Here is a 16644-nt window from a genome sequence, read left to right on the forward strand (position 1 = left end):
CAGGCATGTGTCAAAAATGCGAAAGATGACTCTATTCTGACTAAGCGGCGCGGCCCTGCCTGACATCCAGTTAGGGTATGCCTCAATCTGACGGTAGCGAGTCGCAGGCGTTCGGATCGGCATCGGTTTCGTTCCCTGTCTTGGCACGCGCTTCGAAGCGTTGATAACACTCCAACCCGCAGAAGTGCTCGACGTATTCCGCGCCTTCCGGGGTGAAGGCGGCATCGAGCGGGATTTCCTTGCAGCACACGCAGCAACTGGTGGTGGTCGAGTCACTTGCATTCATGGTGGCACCCCTCCATTGACTGACGAAGACGGCGAATGCCGCCGCCGGCATTGGCTTCGCGAACAGGAAGCCTTGTCCTGTGTCGCAGTCCGCTTGTCGCAATAGATCAAGACTCGCCGATGTTTCCACGCCTTCAGCCACCACATCCATGCCCAGCCCGTGCGCAAGCTGAATCACGGTGTGCACGATGGTTTGGTCGCGGCGGTCGTTGGCGAGCCCGGCGACAAACGATTGGTCGATCTTGAGCGTGCTGATTGGGCAGCACTTCAGATGTTGCAGACAGGAATACCCCGTCCCGAAGTCATCGGCGGCGAAGCGCACACCGATCTGCCGCAAGGCGTCCAGGGCGGGGAAGATCGCCGGATCACCAAACGCGACCGATTCGGTCAGCTCGATTTCGAGATACTCGGCGGGCAACTCGGCATCAGCCAGCACGCCCTTTACCCACCCGTCGAAGTCCGGTCCCACTTGGCTCGCCGAAGCATTGACGGCCAGCCGGAACGGTCGCCATGCCAGCATTCGCCAGTCACGCATCTGGCGGCAGGCTTCGCCCAGCACCCAAGCGCCGATTTCAGGCATCAGGCCGGACGATTCGACCACGGGCAGGAACTGGCCCGGTGGCAATAGTCCAAGCGTCGGATGACGCCAGCGCAACAGGGCTTCCGCGCCGACAATCCCACCACTGCGCAGATCGACGACGGGCTGGTAGTGCAGTTCAAGCTGCCCGCGCTCGACCGCTTGGGCCAGTTCCGGCGTCGTCCATCCATCCGGCCGGAAAGCGCTCATTCTCTTTCCCTGAATGCCCGCAACGCCCGCGACAGGGACAGAAGGAACAGGCCGGTCAAACCGAGCGCCGCGATGACCCAATGCTCGCCGAGGAAAGCACCGGCGGTTGTGCCGGCCAGCACGACAGCGAGGATGGGCAGGTGGCAGGGGCAAGTCAGCACAGCCAGTCCGCCCCACAGGTAGCCGGTGATCGGTTTGTGCGTCTCGGACGGCAAGCGCTCGGGGTTGTTCATGGCAGACTCTCCGCGTGCTGTGCCGGCTCGGTCGGCAGGGTGGCCAACTGCACTTCCAGATCGGCCAACGCTTCGCGCCGACGCTCGACGAACTGACGCAGCAGGGCAAGCTGCGCGGCCGCTTCGTCGCCGTCCGCCGCATCCAGCGCCCGGCACAGCCGCGCCAGCGCGTCGAGGCCGATGCCCGCCTCGAAGGCCGCCCGCACGAAGCACAGCCGTTGCAAGGCGGCGTCATCGAACAAGCCGTAGCCGCCTGGTGTGCACGCCACCGGGCGCAGCAATCCGCGCAGCAGGTAGTCGCGCACGATATGCACGCTCACCCCGGCATCAAGAGCCAGCCGGGACACCGTGTAGGCGTTCATTGAACACCTCCTTTTTCTCACCCGGCGCAGCAGGAAAGCTGCTTCACATCCTTGTTGAAGGTCTGCGCCGCGAGCTTCAACCCCTCGACCATCGTCAGGTAGGGGAACAACTGGTCGGCCAGTTCCTGCACCGTCATGCGGTTGCGAATGGCCAGAGCCGCCGTCTGGATCAGTTCACCCGCTTCCGGCGCGACCGCCTGTACGCCGATCAGCCGATGGCTGCCTTCCTCGATAACCAACTTGATGAAGCCGCGTGTGTCGAAGTTGGCGAGCGCACGCGGCACGTTGTCCAAGGTCAAGGTGCGGCTGTCGGTCTCGATCCCGTCGTGGTGGGCTTCCGCCTCGCTGTAGCCCACGGTCGCCACTTGCGGATCGGTGAACACCACGGCCGGCATTGCGGTCAGGTCGAGCGCCGCATCGCCGCCGGTCATGTTGATCGCGGCACGGGTGCCGGCCGCTGCCGCCACATAGACGAACTGCGGCTGGTCGGTGCAGTCGCCGGCCGCGTAGATGTTCGGGTTGCTCGTGCGCATGCCTTGGTCGATGACGATGGCACCTTGCGCATTGACAGTGACCCCCGCTGCGTCCAGCGCGAGGCTGCGCGTGTTCGGTGTCCGACCGGTGGCAACCAGCAGTTTGTCGGCGCGCAATTCACCGTGCGTGGTGGTCAGCACGAATTCACCGTCCATATGGGCGACCTGGCTGGCTTGCGTGTGCTCCAGCACCTCGATGCCCTCGGCACGGAAAGCGGCTGTCACCGCCTCGCCGATGGCCGGGTCTTCACGGAAGAACAAGGTATTGCGCGCCAGGACCGTGACCTTGCTGCCCAGCCGGGCAAAGGCTTGCGCCAGCTCCAGCGCCACCACCGACGAGCCGATTACGGCAAGGCGTTCGGGAATGGTGTCGCTCGCCAGGGCCTCGGTGGAAGTCCAGTAGGGTGACTCTTTCAACCCCGGAATCGGCGGGACCGCCGGGCTGGCACCCGTGGCGACCAGGCAGCGGTCGAACATCACGACGCGCTCGCCACCCTCGTTCAAACGGACGGTAAGGCTCTGGTCGTCCTTGAAGCGCGCCTCACCGTGCACAACGGTGATGGCCGGATTACCGCCCAGGATGCCTTCGTACTTGGCGTGCCGCAGTTCGTCGACGCGGGCCTGCTGCTGGGCCAGCAGCTTACTGCGGTCAATCGTAGGCACAGTTGCCGCAATACCGCCATCGAACGGGCTTTCCCGGCGCAGATGGGCGATGTGGGCGGCGCGGATCATGATCTTGGACGGCACACAGCCGACATTGACGCAGGTGCCGCCGATGGTGCCGCGCTCGATCAGCGTGACCTGCGCGCCTTGCTCGACGGCCTTCAGCGCCGCCGCCATCGCGGCTCCACCGCTGCCAATGACCGCTACCTGCACCGGGGGCTCGTTGCCACTGTGCTTTTCGGCGGCGGCCATCCATCCCCGCACCTTGTCGAGCAGTCCGACGCGGTTGTCCGCCAGTGGCGCATCGGCTAGCGTTGCCTTGTAGCCCAGTCCGGCCACGGCGGCAGTCAGCGCGTCCGGCGATGTGCCCGGCACGATGGCGAGTTGCGCTGTGCCCTTCGGATAGGACACCAGCGCCGACTGCACGCCTGGCACTTTTTCCAGCGCTTCCTTGACGTGCGCCGCGCACGAGTCGCAAGTCATGCCGGTGATTTTTAGATGGGTCATGCAACAGATCCTTTATCGTTTGTGGCGCCAGACAATGACGTCCGTTGTGCTGCGGTGCCGTTTTCAGTGACTCACTGCTTGACGCTGGACGGATAGCCCGCGTCTGCGGTTGCCTTGGTCAGCTTCTGCACGCTGGTCTTGGCATCGTCGAAGGTGACGACCGCTTGGCGTGTCTCGAAAGTCACGTCAACTTTGCTGACGCCTTCGACCTTGGAAATCGCCTTCTTGACAGTGATCGGGCAGGCGGAGCAGGTCATGCCCGGTACGGACAGCGTGACGGTCTGGGTGGCGGCCCAGACGGGGGCAACAACGGCGGCGAGGGCGAGGGAGGCAAACAGTTTCTTCATGGTGAACTCCGATCAGTAGAAAAATGGCATGACGTAGGGAAATCCGAGCGCGACCAGAACCAGCGCGGCCACGATCCAGAAAATGAGCTTGTAAGTAGCTCGCACTTGGGGAATCGCGCAGACCTCACCCGGTTTGCAGGCCGCTGCCTGCCGGTAGATGCGCCGCCAGGCGAAGAACAACGCCACCAGCGCCACGCCGATAAAGATGGGGCGATAGGGTTCCAACACCGCCAAGTTGCCGATCCAAGCGCCGCTGAACCCCAAGGCGATCAGAACCAACGGCCCGAGGCAGCAAGCCGAGGCGAGGATGGCGGCAAGCCCTCCAGTGAAGAGCGCGCCGCGCCCGGTTTTTGGTTCAGACATGCGCTTGTCCTTTCGAATTGAAATTGGATAGCGTAACCTTACTTCCGTACTCATGTACGGAGTCAAGCGATATGGAAAACAATTTGGAGAACCTGACCATTGGCGTTTTCGCCAAGGCGGCCGGGGTCAATGTGGAGACCATCCGTTTCTATCAGCGCAAGGGCTTGTTGCTGGAGCCTGACAAGCCCTATGGCAGCATCCGCCGCTATGGCGAGGCGGATGTAACGCGGGTGCGCTTCGTGAAATCAGCCCAGCGGCTGGGCTTCAGCCTGGATGAGATCGCCGAGCTGCTGCGGCTGGAGGATGGCACCCATTGCGAGGAAGCCAGCAGTCTGGCCGAGCACAAGCTCAAGGACGTGCGCGAGAAAATGGCTGACCTGGCGCGCATGGAGGCCGTGCTGTCTGAGTTGGTGTGCGCCTGCCATGCGCGAAGGGGGAACGTTTCCTGCCCGCTGATCGCGTCACTACAGGGTGGAGCAAGCTTGGCAGGTTCGGCTATGCCTTAGCGTGCTTTATTTTCCGTTTTCTGAGACGACCCCTTAGAAAGCCTAGTCAAAGAGCTGTCACGAGAACACCGTTAGCTTAGCGTACGATTTTTTCCGAATTCTGCGGTTCCCCCAAGCACGTCGTGAGTGCCTGGCGAATGATCCCAGGAGATCCACTCCACTAGCTCAAGTAGGTTCAGCGATGGCTTGGATCATTACGAAGTACCTGGTCACTGCCGCGATAGTGATTATCGTGTCTGAGCTGGCAAAGCGCAGTGACAAGCTGGGCGGCTTGGTTGCCGCCCTGCCATTGGTCACCGTCTTGACGCTCATCTGGCTCTACTTGGAGAACCAGAGCATGGAGAAGATTTCCAATCATGCCTGGTACACGTTCTGGTATGTGATTCCAACGCTGCCGATGTTTATCGCGTTTCCGGCACTGCTGCCCAAGTTGGGATTCTGGCCAACACTTATCTCCAGCATCCTCATCACCATGGCGAGCTTCGGAGGATTTGCCCTACTTCTAAGGCGATTGGGCATCGAGTTGCTTTGAGTCGGGTGTAGAGGAAAGCACTCGGTCACCGCTTACCGGCTGTTGATGCACTCACCTTTCACGAGGTAGCGAACCATGTGCAGTTCGCCCTTGGAATCCTCGTAAGTCATCATGCTTCTCACATTCCCGCAGTACCGCACGCTAGGCGAGACGTACACCAACTTGCCAACGTCCAAATCCATACCGTATGCGTAATCTTCAAGCTCGGGCATGGGTTTCTTCACGCTCTGTGCATAGCGTTCTGTAGCCTTCCTGGCAGACTGCTCAAGATCGTCGTTGATCTGAACGCTACTTTGGGCATTTGTCGACAGTGCAGAGAAAAGCATGAACGCGGCAATAGCCGATATAGTTGTTTTCATGAGAAGTCCATTAATAAAAAAGCGCCCATGGCGGGGCGCTAAAATTCACCTTACCAAAGGAGCGTATGGTTCCAAGGTGAATGCATTGGCGTGAGCAGGGTATCGTTACTCCCGCCATGCTGCTTCAGATGAGACTGGCCCAAAGCAGCGCTGCCTGTGTGCTGTTCTTAAACTAGCAAAAGCGGCTAACGACAAGATGATTGTGAAATTACAATTTGGACATGTAATAGATTGTAAAGTAATTATTCTTGCCCAATTAAGATGAAAAGCCATGCATGCTGGCCGGTTTAAGCCCGTTATCAAAGGGGCGAACGATCGGTGGCTTGCTACCACTCGGAGCTTGAGCTTGTAGGATTGAACGCCATAAATGCTGAGCAGCTTGGCAGAAACGCCACCCCTCTCGGCCGAATCCTCCTGTCAGTCCTGAGGACTGATAACCGCTGCAAGCCACAGAATCCGCTAAGCTCAGTAGGGAAAGCCGTCATGACTGTCAGCAATCTTGCGGCTACATTACAAATTTGTAGGATTTCGCCGCGGCCAGCGTCTTCGCGTTAAGATTCAAGCGTCCTCAGGTGACCCCGGCGTATGGACAGAGGTAGCGACTACCAGATGTCATGCACTCAGCCGAACCTTCAAACTGCCTGCAACCACAGTCTTGGCGGATTAGGCCAATTCCTTCCTCACACCTTGAGATAAGTTATGCGCGTTCTAGTTGTGGAAGACGAAATTAAAACTGCCGAATATCTTCAGCAGGGCCTATCCGAAAGCGGGTATGTCGTAGATATCGTGCACAATGGTGTTGACGCCCTGCACTTGTTCAATACTAACGTCTATTCGTTGGTTCTGCTGGACGTAAACCTTCCTGGCATCGACGGTTGGGACCTTTTGGAAACCATCAGGAAAACCAGCCGGGTCCGCATCATCATGCTGACCGCTCGTGGTCGCATCAACGACAAGCTCAAAGGCTTGGATGGCGGAGCCGACGATTACCTTGTCAAACCCTTCGAATTCCCGGAGCTGCTCGCTCGAATCCGTTCGCTGCAGCGGCGTGGTGATGAATTAGTCGAGAAGAGTTCGCTGAAAATTGCCGACTTGGAACTCGACTCAGTGCGCCATCGGGTTTTCCGCGCTGGCACACGCATCGATCTCACCACAAAGGAATTTACGCTCCTGCACCTGCTTATGAGCAGGACGGGCGAAGCGCTGACTCGTTCTCAGATCATTTCGTTGGTCTGGGACATGAATTTTGACTGCGATACCAACGTCATCGATGTCGCTATCCGGCGCCTTCGCTCAAAGATCGATGACCCGTTTGAAACCAAGCTCATTCACACGCTTCGTGGCGTAGGGTACGTTTTTGAGGAACGCGCATGAGGCCATTCAGCCTGGCTGCAAAGCTGGGATTAAAGGTGGGGTTGATGAGCGCAGCGTTGCTGCTTCTGTTCGCCACCTTCGGGTATCTGATGGTGGGTCAGGCGCTAGAGCGAAATGCCCGCAGTGACCTGGAAGTGAAGATGGCGGGCATGGCTCACAACCTGTCCATGATTTCCGACATCTCAGGAGTCAACGCAGACGCACATCAGCTTGTGGATCTGGTGATGGGCCACAACAACCTGTACGTCAGCATTTTCGAGTCGGCGCAGAGTGAAACGCCCCTGCTCTCGATTGGCTCGAAGCAGGTCAACGTGGAGGTGCACAAGTTTCAACCATCCGCACAGCCGAAGGAACATGAGTGGCGCGACACCCAGGACCGCCCCTTGCTGACAGCTTCTCGCACCATGAATTTGGGCGACGGAACCGAAGTCAGCGTGTACATGACTATGGACCAGTCGTCCAATGAAGCGCTGCTTGATGCATTGCTCACCTGGGCCCTGATGATTTCCCCGCTCATCATCGCGCTGATCCTCGCAATCGGCTGGTGGACCGTACGCAGAGGTCTGCTGCCTCTGACCAAGTTCCTGAAAGTCGCCTCGAAGATCTCCACCGAGAGTCTTGACCATCGTCTGCCGACTAATGGAATGCCAGCAGAACTCAAAGAGCTCGCCGACGGTATCAACATCATGCTGGCTCGCCTGGATGACGGGGTTCAGCAGCTCTCGCAGTTTTCTGACGATCTTGCTCACGAACTGCGAGCGCCGCTATCCAACCTGATGGGTAAAGCCCAAGTTGCACTGACCAGAGAGCGATCCCTTCCCGAGTACAGGGAAGTGCTGGAGTCGTGCACAGAAGAGCTGGACCGCATGAGCCGCATGGTTTCCGACATGCTGTTCCTCGCTCAGGTCAGTCATCCGGCATCCATGGTGGAGTTCGAACCTGTGTCCCTGGTCGATGAAGTTCAGCGGGTGTGTGATCTCTTCAGCATTTCGGCAGAGGATGGCGAGATCCAGCTGCAGATCTCTGGCAGTGATGACGTGGTGCGCGGTAACCGCCTGATGATTCAACGAGCCGTCTCGAACCTGGTGTCAAATGCGATTCGCTACTGCCCTCGCGGTCGCACGGTCTACGTGAAAGTGCAACGCGGTGGTAGCGGCACGACCTTGAGCGTCGGCAACCCGGGCCGCGGGATCGCCAAGGAACACCATGCGCATTTGTTTGAACGGTTCTACCGCGTAGATAAGAGCCGAGCACGAAGCGAAGGGGGGACCGGTCTTGGCCTTGCCATCGTGCAGTCGATCATGAGCCTGCATCAAGGCTCGGCGAGCGTGGAAGTGACCGAGGAAAATTTCACCTGGTTCCACCTTCACTTTCCCGAAGCCCAGCTAAAGCAGTCGGCAAAGACCGCTGCTTGAAGCGCGCCCACTTGAAAAGGCCCGTCAATCGACGGGCCTTTTGTCTATGCAATGCCTCAGTGCCTAAGCACCACAGGGTCCATAGGTGACCGCAGAATTACCGACTTTATGATCTTTTGCTCTTCTGGGTTGGCGTTTCTCCACAGGTGGGAGAAGTATTGGGCATTCACTTTTTCCTGAGCGCTCACACTGCCGGCGGCCTCAATGAACTGCATGGTCGAGTACACACAGATCAGTGCCAGGATGAAGAATGCTGTCGCCACCACCATGACATAACGTTTGGCCAGCACCGGTGCCCGCTTTAGCTCCAGGATCGAGGCATCCGCTAATTTTGTCGCGGCAGTAAGCTCCGAAATCAGCGGTTGGATGGCGGTCTCGACTCCACGAGCGGCAGCGGAATATGCCTCTGCCGCAGCGCGGATAACGACCTCTTCGGCATTGGACCAGGCTTTCTCAGCCTTTCGTACCTCCTCCTGAATCTGCCGACTGACAAGGTCAACCTCCTCCACCAGCTCGTTCGACTTTTCCAGAACAGCGTTGCAGGCCCTGGTCTGGGAGGCCAGCTCATCGAGCTGAACAGTGAGTTTTTCAGTGCTTCGGCGGAAGTCACCGATGGCAACTGACCAAGGCTCTATGTCATTCATGGCTATCTCCTAGAGCGGCCGGTGACGGCGCACGGTTTTATTTTGTTAGATATCAAAAATGTAATTTACGGAACAGTTTGAAGTCAGCCTCGACACAAGCGAGATAGACATGATCCTTCCAGATTTGCAGATTGGGCGCATCCGGCCAGCCGCCTAAATTACGGAATTGTAATTATTGACTCACCTTGTCGTTAGCTTCGCGTTCCTAAACTACAAACCAACAAAGGCCGTCAGTCAGGCAGGCCTAGTAAGAACCGAGGCACACAATGAAATTTGTCAAATCTATCGCTATTGGCAGCCTGCTGCTTGGTCTCGTGGGTACCGCTTACGCTGAAGGTGGTTACGAACGAGCGAAACAGTTCCAGGAAAACTTCCGAAATGAACAGGCTCGCTTATGGAGCGACGATTCTTCGGACCAGAACAAACAACAAGTCGCTCAAGAGCAAAAGAAAGAAAGCAAGGATGGTAAGGAACAAGCCGATAACTAAACGGCGGTTAAATAGGACTTTAAATGACGAAAGCAATCGACAAAAAAGCCAGGGTAAAACCTGGTTTTTTTTGTGTCTGGAATTTTACCTTCGTTTGTACGAGGCGTTTCCGCATTACTGTCTCCGACCAGACCTTCGGTACCTTGCTTGGCGTCTTTCCAACGGCACAGCAACAGCTGACTGGCGTTCGCTTCGGTGATCTCGACACAGCCCAGGTTGGCAGGCAGCTCAGCATTGCTGTCGAGTAAGCGCCGGGACAGGTAGAATGAGCTGTCACGAGGCCACTTTGCTGGGTACTGGATGTTTTCGGACTTCCCGCTGCTGTAGAACTCCGAGGAATTCGAGCGGCGACCAGGGTAGATCAGAGGGGCCGATTGAGCACATTCAACCAGGCCTGAACGACATCTCGCTGGTTCTGAGGCCTCTGCATCAACACCCCGGCATAGATGATGTCGACGCCGATGATTGGCAGTATCAACGCTCGCGGCGGCGCCCTGGTGATCCTTCGGCCAACCTCATTGATCCGACCGGACAGGAGCAACGCCGAGACAGGTACAGAACCAGCGGCAGCCAGTCGATCAGCCCTAGTTTTCCTGCGAGCGCTCCGGCTCCGAGCAGGGCACCACAGATCAGCGCGAAAACCAGCTCGGTGTTCATGCCAAAGATGCCGTCGTGCTCATGGCTCAGCCCTTCATGCTCTGCTTGGTCATCTGGGCGTTCAAGCGAACTTTTCATAACTCGTCCCTTCTGGGGGGCAAGACTATAAACTGCTCTATGCAGTTGAAAGACATTACTGTTGTGTAGTTGAGATTTATTTCACAGCTAACCCAGGGGCAGTCATTAAGGCATCTAGCCTAAATGACGTTCATCGAGCTCAATAAAAAATGCCAGGCACTGCCTGGCATTTATGAATTCTCTAAGTATTCTACTCACAGCAATTACTACTTGTTGTTGATGCATTGCGAGTACATGGAGTAGCGAACCGTCTTAAGCGTACCCTGAGAGTCCTCGAAGGTCATCAATCGCGGGTAAACTTGGCAGGTACGCGGGTCTTGGGACTGACGCACGAATTTCGCAACATCGATCTTCATGCCGTAATTGTAGTCCTGGATCTCCGGCATCGGTTTGCCATTTCTCTCGGCATAGTTCGCTACAGCAGTCTGATGCTCCTTGATGTATTGCAGCTGCTTGCTTTCAGAGTAAGTATAAGCCTGCGAAGCCATCGAGAACATAACAAGTGCAGCAGCAACAATTAGCTTTTTCATAGGAACCTCTCAAATTCAAATCATCTCGGGCGTAACTTTAGCAACGCAGAGGCATCACCGGCATGACGAGAAACTTACAATTTTGAAAGGTAAGTGCATCTATTTCATATAAAACAAAAAACCCACAACGCGTGTTGTGGGTTTTTGTATCTGGGGGGATCAGCTTACGGCTTCTGCCTCGTCGCCGTCTTCATCCTTGCGATGTGCCCAATGATACAGGGCCGGCAGGACCAGCAAAGTCAGCGCGGTGGAGGAAAGGATCCCACCAATTACCACTGTAGCCAGAGGCCGTTGAACCTCCGCACCGGTACCGGTGGCCAAGGCCATTGGGATGAAGCCCAGGGACGCCACCAAGGCTGTCATCAACACTGGTCGCAGTCGGGTGAGTGCGCCTTCATCGACTGCCTGCCTGAGCGTTCGTCCCTCTTCTCGCAATCCGCGAATGAAGGCAATCATCACCAGGCCGTTCAGTACCGCGACGCCGGAGAGTGCGATGAAGCCTACCCCTGCCGAGATCGAGAGCGGGATATCACGCAGCCAAAGGGCCACGACCCCGCCAGTGAGAGCGAATGGAATACCGGTGAAGACCAGCATGCCGTCCTTCAGGTTGTTGAACATCAAGAACAGCAAGGTCATTACCAGCAGTAAGGCTACCGGAACCACAATCTGCAGGCGCTTGGCTGCCGACTGCAGCTGCTCGAACTGGCCGCCCCAACTGGTCCAGTAGCCTGCTGGAATTTCCACCTTCGTTGACAAGGTAGATGCCGCCTCATCAACGAACGACCCAAGGTCACGGCCCCGGACGTTGGCGCTTACAATAACCAAGCGCTTACCGTTCTCGCGGCTGATCTGGTTCGGGCCCAACTGCAAGTCCAGCTTAGCGACCTGCGAAAGTGGAATGAAACCGATCTGATTAGCGCCCTGAGCCGCATTGGCAGGCACAGGAATCAGCAAACTAGACATACCCGCGACGTCGGTGCGTACAGCCTCAGGCAGGCGCACCACCATGTCGAATCGGCGATCACCCTCGTACAACGTTCCCGCTGTACGACCACCCACAGCAATCGCGATCGAATTCTGCACGTCCGCAATGTTCAGGCCGTAGCGTGCTGCTTTTTCCCGGTCGATGTTAATGGTCAGCACTGGCAGACCTGTGGTCTGCTCAACCTTGACCTCCGAGGAGCCTGGTACCGCTTTGAGCGCTGCGGCGATCTTATTGGCCGTGCTGTTGAGCACATCCATGTCGTCACCATAAACCTTCACCGCAACATCGCTGCGCACCCCGGAGATCAGTTCGTTGAAACGAAGCTGGATAGGCTGGGAGAGTTCATAGTTACTGCCCGGGACACTGGCTGCCGCCTTTTGAACCTCGGCAATGAGCTCCTCCCGCGACTTGTCGGGATCGGCCCATTGGTCCTTTGGTTTGAGCATGACGTAAGCATCGGAGATATTCGGTGGCATTGGGTCAGAGGCGATTTCAGCCGTACCGGTTCGGCCGAACATACGCTCAACTTCCGGTACCTGCTCGATGACTGCTTTTTCCAAACGCTCCTGCATGTCCACCGACTGGCTGAGGCTAGTACCAGGTACGCGCAAGGCTTGAAGAGCGAAGTCCCCCTCACTGAGACTTGGGATGAACTCGCTCCCCATGCGACTGGCAAGTACACCGCTGAGAACGACCAGTGCTACTGCTGCGGAGAAAGCGATATTCCGATGCCCAAGCACCCACTGCAGCACAGGCTCATAACGCAGCCGCGCAGTGCGCATAACAACGCCCTCTTCCTCCTTGACCTTGCCAGTGACGAACATGGCGATCGCTGCCGGCACGAAGGTAACGGAGAGGATCATTGCACCCAATAGCGCCATCACAACGGTGAATGCCATGGGGTGGAACATTTTGCCCTCCACGCCGGTGAGGGCGAAGATAGGCAGGTACACCACCATAATGATCAGTTGCCCGAAGATCAGTGGCCGACGCGCTTCGCGGGCAGCAGCAAAGACCTCATGGAAGCGTTCGGTTTTGGTGAGCATACGGCCATGTTTGTGCTGCGCATGTGCTAATCGACGGATCGCGTTCTCCACGATGACCACGGCCCCGTCGACGATGATGCCGAAGTCGAGTGCGCCCAAACTCATTAGGTTGGCACTGACCTTGTTATTGAACATCCCTGTGAAGGTGAACAGCATGGACAGCGGGATCACCATCGCGGTGATCAACGCTGCACGGATGTTGCCGAGGAACAGGAACAGAATGGCGATAACCAGGATCGCACCTTCAACCAAGTTCTTCTTCACCGTCGCAATGGCTTTTTCAACCAAGTTGGTACGATCGTAAACGGTGACCGCAACCACGCCCTTTGGCAGAGTACGGTTGATGTCCGCAAGCTTCGCTGCGACAGCTTGGGACACAGTGCGGCTGTTCTCACCGATCAGCATGAATACTGTACCGAGCACGACCTCGCGGCCATTCTCAGTGGCAGCACCAGTACGAAGCTCCTTACCGATGCTGACGTCGGCGACGTTGCTGATGCGAATCGGTGCACCATCCACACTGGTGATTACGATGTTGGCGATGTCTTCGATGTTGCCGACTTGGCCCGGTGCACGAATGAGCAACTGCTCACCATTACGCTCGATGTAACCGGCGCCTACGTTGGCGTTGTTGCTTTCCAACGCGGCTACCAGATCATTCAGGGTCAACTTGTAGGTAGCCAGGCGCTTCGGATCCGGCGCAACCAGGAACTGCTTGGCAAAGCCACCGATGGTATTGATCTCTGCCACGCCAGGTACGTTGCGCAGCTGAGGCTTGATGATCCAGTCCTGGATTACCCGCAGGTCGGTGGGCGTGTAGGGCGTACCGTCTTCTTTGACCGCGCCCTCTTCGGCTTCAACGGTCCACAGGAAAATTTCGCCGAGGCCGGTTGAGACCGGGCCCATGACGGCATCTACGCCCTCTGGCAGCTGTTCCTTTGCAACCTGTAGCCGCTCATTGATCAGCTGGCGGGCAAAGAAGATGTCGGTGCCGTCCTTGAAAATCACGGTCACCTGAGACAGGCCCGAGCGAGACAGCGAACGGGTCTGCTGAAGACCTGGAAGACCAGCCATGGCCGTTTCAACTGGAAACGTGATCCGTTGCTCGGTTTCCAATGGGGAATAGCCAGGCGCTGCAGTGTTGATCTGCACCTGGACGTTGGTAATGTCAGGAACGGCATCGATCGGCAGCTTTTGGTAGCTGTAGATGCCGATACCGGCAATGATCAGGACAGCGATCATTACAACGATCCGCTGTTCAATGGCAAATCTGATGATACGTTCAAACATAAGAAATCATCCTGTCAGTTCGCATCAGTGACTGTGCTCGGCAGAGGCTTTGCCGAGCTCAGACTTGAGTGTGAAGCTGCCATTGGTAGCCACTTGAGCGCCCGCTTCGATGCCGTCCGTGATTTCCACGTACCCACTGTCACGGCGGCCCAGCTTTACTGGGCGGGTGTCGAAGCCCTCGGCGGTGCGTACGAAGACCGATGGTTTGTCCTCAACGGTCTGCACGGCGTGTTCCGGGACAGCCACCGCCACGCGATCAGTCTGGGACGTGACTGCGATGTTCACGAAAAGACCAGGACGCCAGGCCCCGTTGGGATTGGTCAACGTAACGCGGACGGTCGCTGCTCGGTTTTGCTCGCCCAACAGGCTGCCGACATAACCCACCTTGCCCTCGACCTCCACGTTCATGTCAGGTGAGGAAACCTTCACGGCGCGGCCGGTAGTGACCTTGGCCAAATCGGTAGGCGGTACAGCGAAAGTGGCCCAAACTTGGTTAAGGTCGGACAGAATAAAGGCGTTAGTCGCCTCGCTGACGACTTCCCCGACGGTCAAGTGTTTCTCCACCACTACGGCGTCAAAGGGAGCCCTGAGTTCGTAACGGTTACCGCCTACCGAATTGACCGAGGCACCGATCGCGCTGACTTTTTGCTTGGCGTTGGCCAGAGAGATTTCGGCTTCCTGCAGCGCCTGGCGAGCCTGGAGGTAGTCCTGCTCCGCAGAAATCTTGTCCTGCCAGAGCTGCTTCTCTCGGCTAAAAGTCACGCGCGCAAGTTCGACACGACGCTGAGCGGCTTGTTGCTCGCTGCGCAGGTCAGAGATCTGCTGGCTGGCAATCACCGCAAGGACTTGACCCTTCTTGACGGACTCACCCAAATTCGCCTGGACTGTTTCGACAACGCCTGGAACGCGAGGAACAACGTGCGCAGTGCGGTCCTCGTCAAAACGAATCTCACCCGGGAAGCTCACGACGGTTCCCAAATCACGAGGCGCTGCCGATTCCAGAGTCACGCCAGCTGCTTTGATCTGTTCAGCACTAAGGGTTAGCTTACCTTCTTCCTCACCGCCCTCTTCACTGTGGCCCTCCTCGCCATGACCTTCTTCACCGTGCCCATCTTCACTATGCTCCGCTTCACTGTTCTCTTTGTTAGCTGATCCGGCCTTCTTGTCATGGCCATGACCATCGTCAGCACCATGTTCTGCGTTAGTCGCCGCTTGTTGATCGGAACTGCTGTTCCAGGCGAGGCTGCCAAATCCAAGGATTGCCACAGCGGCTACCGCGAGGGCGATCTTGCGTTTGTTTTCCATTGCTACTCCTGCTGATCGTAGGCACCGGCAGGTTTAAACGCCGAGTGCCGAGAAAAATGTATGCCCCGTTCAGCGTGCGCCGGCGGTCGAGCCTACTTCGCCATAAACCCTTTCTACTTGCGCACGCGCATTGGTCGCCGCTGCCAGCGAGTCGAGATACTGGCCACGAGCAAGGATCAAGGTGCGCTGGGCGTCCAGTACTTCGATAAAGCCGAATTTCCCCATCTCGAATCCGCGGGTTGCGGTATCCACGGCCTGCTGGGCTGAGGGCAGAATGGTCTTGTCGTAGGACTCAACTTCTTGCATGGCGGTGGACCACTGGTTCAGCGCGGTTTGGGTTTGGGCGCGCAATCTCAACTCGACAGCGTTACGCAGGTCGCGGGCCTGATCGGCACGTCGAGAAGCGGAAAGAATGTTGCCTTGGTTACGATCAAACAGCGGCAAAGGCATGGACAGACCAACGACATTGACTCGCTCGCGCACCGAGCGGTCGTACTGGCTACCCACGCTTACCGTGAGGTTTGGAATACGCTGAGCTTTTTCTGCGCCAAGCGAGGCATCGCTCTTATCAATCTCCACCACTGCCTGCCGCATTTCCGGAGTCTGATCGAGCTTTGCCAGCAACTCTTCAGTGCGCGGCGGCAAGCCAGGAGACAAGGTTGGTGATTCAAGGCGATCGAATATGGTCACAGAACTCCCCGTGACTTGGGCGAGTTGCTGGTAAGCATTCGCTTTTTCCGTTTCGGCGCGACGGACCTGCAACCGGGCTTCAGCCAGTTGAACCTGGGCGCGGGTAGCCTCCACAGGTGAAGATTTACCTGCGCGAACTCGACCATCGACAATGCGAAGGCCGCGCTCAGTAAGTTCAAGGGATTGTTTAGCGAGGTCGAGTCCGGTTTGGGCTCGTAATGCAGCGTAAAACGCCTGCACGACGTCTGCACGCAGACCATTCACGCGTCGGTCCAGTTCCAGTTGTGCAACACTCTGGCCGTATGTGGCGACATCTACGCGGGCTCCCCGCTTACCACCGAGCTCCAAGGTCTGACTTAGCGTAACGGTCGTTGTGCTGGTGTTACGCCGTGTGTCCTCCATCTCATACGAGATTTCGGGGTTTGGAATCAGCCCGGCTTGCTTGCGCGCACCGTCCGCGATGCCGATTTCCTGACGTGCCGCCGCGAGGTCTGGGTTGGCATCCATTGCCGTCGACAGCGCTTGGGGCAAGCTGATGCTTTGGGCAAATGCGGTGGGTGCCAGCAACCCGGAAATCACCGCACAGAGAGCGGCAATTTTCCACGGTGAGACGTAGGTCTTGGATAAGACATTGCGGTTATACCGGAGCACTTTCTTGGTCCTCG

The 16644-nt window shown here is 57.3% G+C and carries 17 protein-coding genes and 2 pseudogenes; 5 read left to right on the plus strand and 14 right to left on the minus strand.

All coding sequences use genetic code 11. From position 1 onward, the window contains the following. Positions 1 to 82: 82 nt before the first annotated feature. The 6 genes from FPB55_RS25810 to merT all read right to left on the minus strand — a co-directional run bounded on the left by FPB55_RS25810 (position 83) and on the right by merT (position 4080). Positions 83 to 1072 carry a DUF3330 domain-containing protein gene (locus FPB55_RS25810; protein WP_012314201.1) on the minus strand — a complete coding sequence of 330 codons (990 nt, stop codon included), beginning with the start codon at positions 1070 to 1072 and terminating at the stop codon, positions 83 to 85. Next, positions 1069 to 1305, minus strand: coding sequence for a broad-spectrum mercury transporter MerE (merE, locus tag FPB55_RS25815; RefSeq protein WP_003132004.1), 237 nt, complete (start codon positions 1303 to 1305; stop codon positions 1069 to 1071). The genes FPB55_RS25810 and merE overlap by 4 nt, the downstream gene beginning before the upstream one ends. Further along, entirely contained in the window at positions 1302 to 1667 is a 366-nt protein-coding gene (merD, locus tag FPB55_RS25820; protein WP_000995360.1) for a mercury resistance co-regulator MerD, read from the minus strand. Before merD ends, merE begins: the two co-directional genes overlap by 4 nt. Positions 1668 to 1684: 17 nt before the next feature. Next, a complete protein-coding gene (gene merA, locus FPB55_RS25825) occupies positions 1685 to 3370 on the minus strand; it encodes a mercury(II) reductase (protein WP_003156770.1) in 1686 nt (561 codons plus the stop codon). A 71-nt stretch (positions 3371 to 3441) separates the two neighbouring features. Then, the gene (gene merP, locus FPB55_RS25830) at positions 3442 to 3717 is read right to left on the minus strand and encodes a mercury resistance system periplasmic binding protein MerP (RefSeq protein ID WP_003131987.1); all 276 of its coding nucleotides are present in this window, start codon (positions 3715 to 3717) and stop codon (positions 3442 to 3444) included. Positions 3718 to 3729: 12 nt separating this feature from the next. Further along, positions 3730 to 4080: a mercuric ion transporter MerT gene (gene merT, locus FPB55_RS25835; protein WP_003131974.1), complete on the minus strand. Its 351-nt coding sequence runs from the start codon at positions 4078 to 4080 to the stop codon at positions 3730 to 3732. 71 nt (positions 4081 to 4151) lie between these two features. Between merT and FPB55_RS25840 the strand changes: the two genes are divergently transcribed. Beyond that, positions 4152 to 4586, plus strand: a complete 435-nt coding sequence (locus FPB55_RS25840) for a mercury resistance transcriptional regulator MerR (protein ID WP_003131969.1) — start codon at positions 4152 to 4154, stop codon at positions 4584 to 4586. 181 nt (positions 4587 to 4767) lie between these two features. Continuing rightward, positions 4768 to 5118, plus strand: a complete 351-nt coding sequence (locus FPB55_RS25845; RefSeq protein ID WP_044047185.1) for a DUF3147 family protein — start codon at positions 4768 to 4770, stop codon at positions 5116 to 5118. A 32-nt stretch (positions 5119 to 5150) separates the two neighbouring features. Here FPB55_RS25845 and FPB55_RS25850 read toward each other — a convergent pair whose 3' ends face one another. After that, the gene (locus tag FPB55_RS25850; protein WP_013974870.1) at positions 5151 to 5477 is read right to left on the minus strand and encodes a DUF2790 domain-containing protein; all 327 of its coding nucleotides are present in this window, start codon (positions 5475 to 5477) and stop codon (positions 5151 to 5153) included. Positions 5478 to 6176: 699 nt separating this feature from the next. Here FPB55_RS25850 and FPB55_RS25855 point away from each other — a divergent pair. Both FPB55_RS25855 and FPB55_RS25860 read left to right on the plus strand, forming a co-directional pair. Then, on the plus strand, positions 6177 to 6851 hold the full coding sequence (locus FPB55_RS25855) for a heavy metal response regulator transcription factor (protein ID WP_044047186.1): 675 nt from the start codon (positions 6177 to 6179) through the stop codon (positions 6849 to 6851). Continuing rightward, the gene (locus FPB55_RS25860; protein ID WP_013974872.1) at positions 6848 to 8266 is read left to right on the plus strand and encodes a heavy metal sensor histidine kinase; all 1419 of its coding nucleotides are present in this window, start codon (positions 6848 to 6850) and stop codon (positions 8264 to 8266) included. The genes FPB55_RS25855 and FPB55_RS25860 overlap by 4 nt, the downstream gene beginning before the upstream one ends. A gap of 56 nt (positions 8267 to 8322) precedes the next feature. Here FPB55_RS25860 and FPB55_RS25865 read toward each other — a convergent pair whose 3' ends face one another. Next, the gene (locus tag FPB55_RS25865; protein WP_013974873.1) at positions 8323 to 8910 is read right to left on the minus strand and encodes a hypothetical protein; all 588 of its coding nucleotides are present in this window, start codon (positions 8908 to 8910) and stop codon (positions 8323 to 8325) included. 266 nt (positions 8911 to 9176) lie between these two features. On the opposite strand from FPB55_RS25865, the gene FPB55_RS25870 reads away from it, so the two are divergent. Continuing rightward, positions 9177 to 9398: a hypothetical protein gene (locus FPB55_RS25870; protein WP_013974874.1), complete on the plus strand. Its 222-nt coding sequence runs from the start codon at positions 9177 to 9179 to the stop codon at positions 9396 to 9398. A gap of 86 nt (positions 9399 to 9484) precedes the next feature. On the opposite strand, the pseudogene FPB55_RS26940 reads toward FPB55_RS25870, so the two are convergent. The 6 genes and pseudogenes from FPB55_RS26940 to FPB55_RS25900 all read right to left on the minus strand — a co-directional run. Then, a pseudogene (locus FPB55_RS26940) lies at positions 9485 to 9957 on the minus strand (phospholipid carrier-dependent glycosyltransferase); the annotation flags it as partial. Beyond that, positions 9945 to 10133, minus strand: a pseudogene (locus FPB55_RS25880) (hypothetical protein); the annotation flags it as partial. The pseudogenes FPB55_RS26940 and FPB55_RS25880, both read right to left, overlap by 13 nt. A gap of 206 nt (positions 10134 to 10339) precedes the next feature. Further along, positions 10340 to 10663, minus strand: coding sequence for a DUF2790 domain-containing protein (locus tag FPB55_RS25885; protein WP_013974877.1), 324 nt, complete (start codon positions 10661 to 10663; stop codon positions 10340 to 10342). A gap of 159 nt (positions 10664 to 10822) precedes the next feature. Next, positions 10823 to 13984, minus strand: a complete 3162-nt coding sequence (locus FPB55_RS25890) for a CusA/CzcA family heavy metal efflux RND transporter (RefSeq protein ID WP_013974878.1) — start codon at positions 13982 to 13984, stop codon at positions 10823 to 10825. Positions 13985 to 14008: 24 nt separating this feature from the next. Next, on the minus strand, positions 14009 to 15289 hold the full coding sequence (locus tag FPB55_RS25895; RefSeq protein ID WP_013974879.1) for an efflux RND transporter periplasmic adaptor subunit: 1281 nt from the start codon (positions 15287 to 15289) through the stop codon (positions 14009 to 14011). Positions 15290 to 15358: 69 nt separating this feature from the next. Further along, positions 15359 to 16630: a TolC family protein gene (locus FPB55_RS25900; protein ID WP_080563836.1), complete on the minus strand. Its 1272-nt coding sequence runs from the start codon at positions 16628 to 16630 to the stop codon at positions 15359 to 15361. Positions 16631 to 16644: the final 14 nt, after the last annotated feature.

The sequence above is a fragment of the Pseudomonas sp. BJP69 genome (assembly GCF_007633355.1).
Taxonomy (GTDB): domain Bacteria; phylum Pseudomonadota; class Gammaproteobacteria; order Pseudomonadales; family Pseudomonadaceae; genus Aquipseudomonas; species Aquipseudomonas juntendi.

What these genes read in the sequence shown, in the direction of transcription:
- merP (WP_003131987.1), bottom strand. Translation starts at nt 3,717, where the DNA reads ATGAAGAAACTGTTTGCCTCCCTCGCCCTCGCCGCCGTTGTTGCCCCC.
- merT (WP_003131974.1), bottom strand. Translation starts at nt 4,080, where the DNA reads ATGTCTGAACCAAAAACCGGGCGCGGCGCGCTCTTCACTGGAGGGCTT.
- FPB55_RS25895 (WP_013974879.1), bottom strand. Translation starts at nt 15,289, where the DNA reads ATGGAAAACAAACGCAAGATCGCCCTCGCGGTAGCCGCTGTGGCAATC.
- merD (WP_000995360.1), bottom strand. Translation starts at nt 1,667, where the DNA reads ATGAACGCCTACACGGTGTCCCGGCTGGCTCTTGATGCCGGGGTGAGC.
- FPB55_RS25845 (WP_044047185.1), top strand. Translation starts at nt 4,768, where the DNA reads ATGGCTTGGATCATTACGAAGTACCTGGTCACTGCCGCGATAGTGATT.
- FPB55_RS25890 (WP_013974878.1), bottom strand. Translation starts at nt 13,984, where the DNA reads ATGTTTGAACGTATCATCAGATTTGCCATTGAACAGCGGATCGTTGTA.
- merE (WP_003132004.1), bottom strand. Translation starts at nt 1,305, where the DNA reads ATGAACAACCCCGAGCGCTTGCCGTCCGAGACGCACAAACCGATCACC.
- FPB55_RS25885 (WP_013974877.1), bottom strand. Translation starts at nt 10,663, where the DNA reads ATGAAAAAGCTAATTGTTGCTGCTGCACTTGTTATGTTCTCGATGGCT.
- FPB55_RS25860 (WP_013974872.1), top strand. Translation starts at nt 6,848, where the DNA reads ATGAGGCCATTCAGCCTGGCTGCAAAGCTGGGATTAAAGGTGGGGTTG.
- FPB55_RS25840 (WP_003131969.1), top strand. Translation starts at nt 4,152, where the DNA reads ATGGAAAACAATTTGGAGAACCTGACCATTGGCGTTTTCGCCAAGGCG.
- merA (WP_003156770.1), bottom strand. Translation starts at nt 3,370, where the DNA reads ATGACCCATCTAAAAATCACCGGCATGACTTGCGACTCGTGCGCGGCG.
- FPB55_RS25810 (WP_012314201.1), bottom strand. Translation starts at nt 1,072, where the DNA reads ATGAGCGCTTTCCGGCCGGATGGATGGACGACGCCGGAACTGGCCCAA.
- FPB55_RS25865 (WP_013974873.1), bottom strand. Translation starts at nt 8,910, where the DNA reads ATGAATGACATAGAGCCTTGGTCAGTTGCCATCGGTGACTTCCGCCGA.
- FPB55_RS25870 (WP_013974874.1), top strand. Translation starts at nt 9,177, where the DNA reads ATGAAATTTGTCAAATCTATCGCTATTGGCAGCCTGCTGCTTGGTCTC.
- FPB55_RS25850 (WP_013974870.1), bottom strand. Translation starts at nt 5,477, where the DNA reads ATGAAAACAACTATATCGGCTATTGCCGCGTTCATGCTTTTCTCTGCA.
- FPB55_RS25855 (WP_044047186.1), top strand. Translation starts at nt 6,177, where the DNA reads ATGCGCGTTCTAGTTGTGGAAGACGAAATTAAAACTGCCGAATATCTT.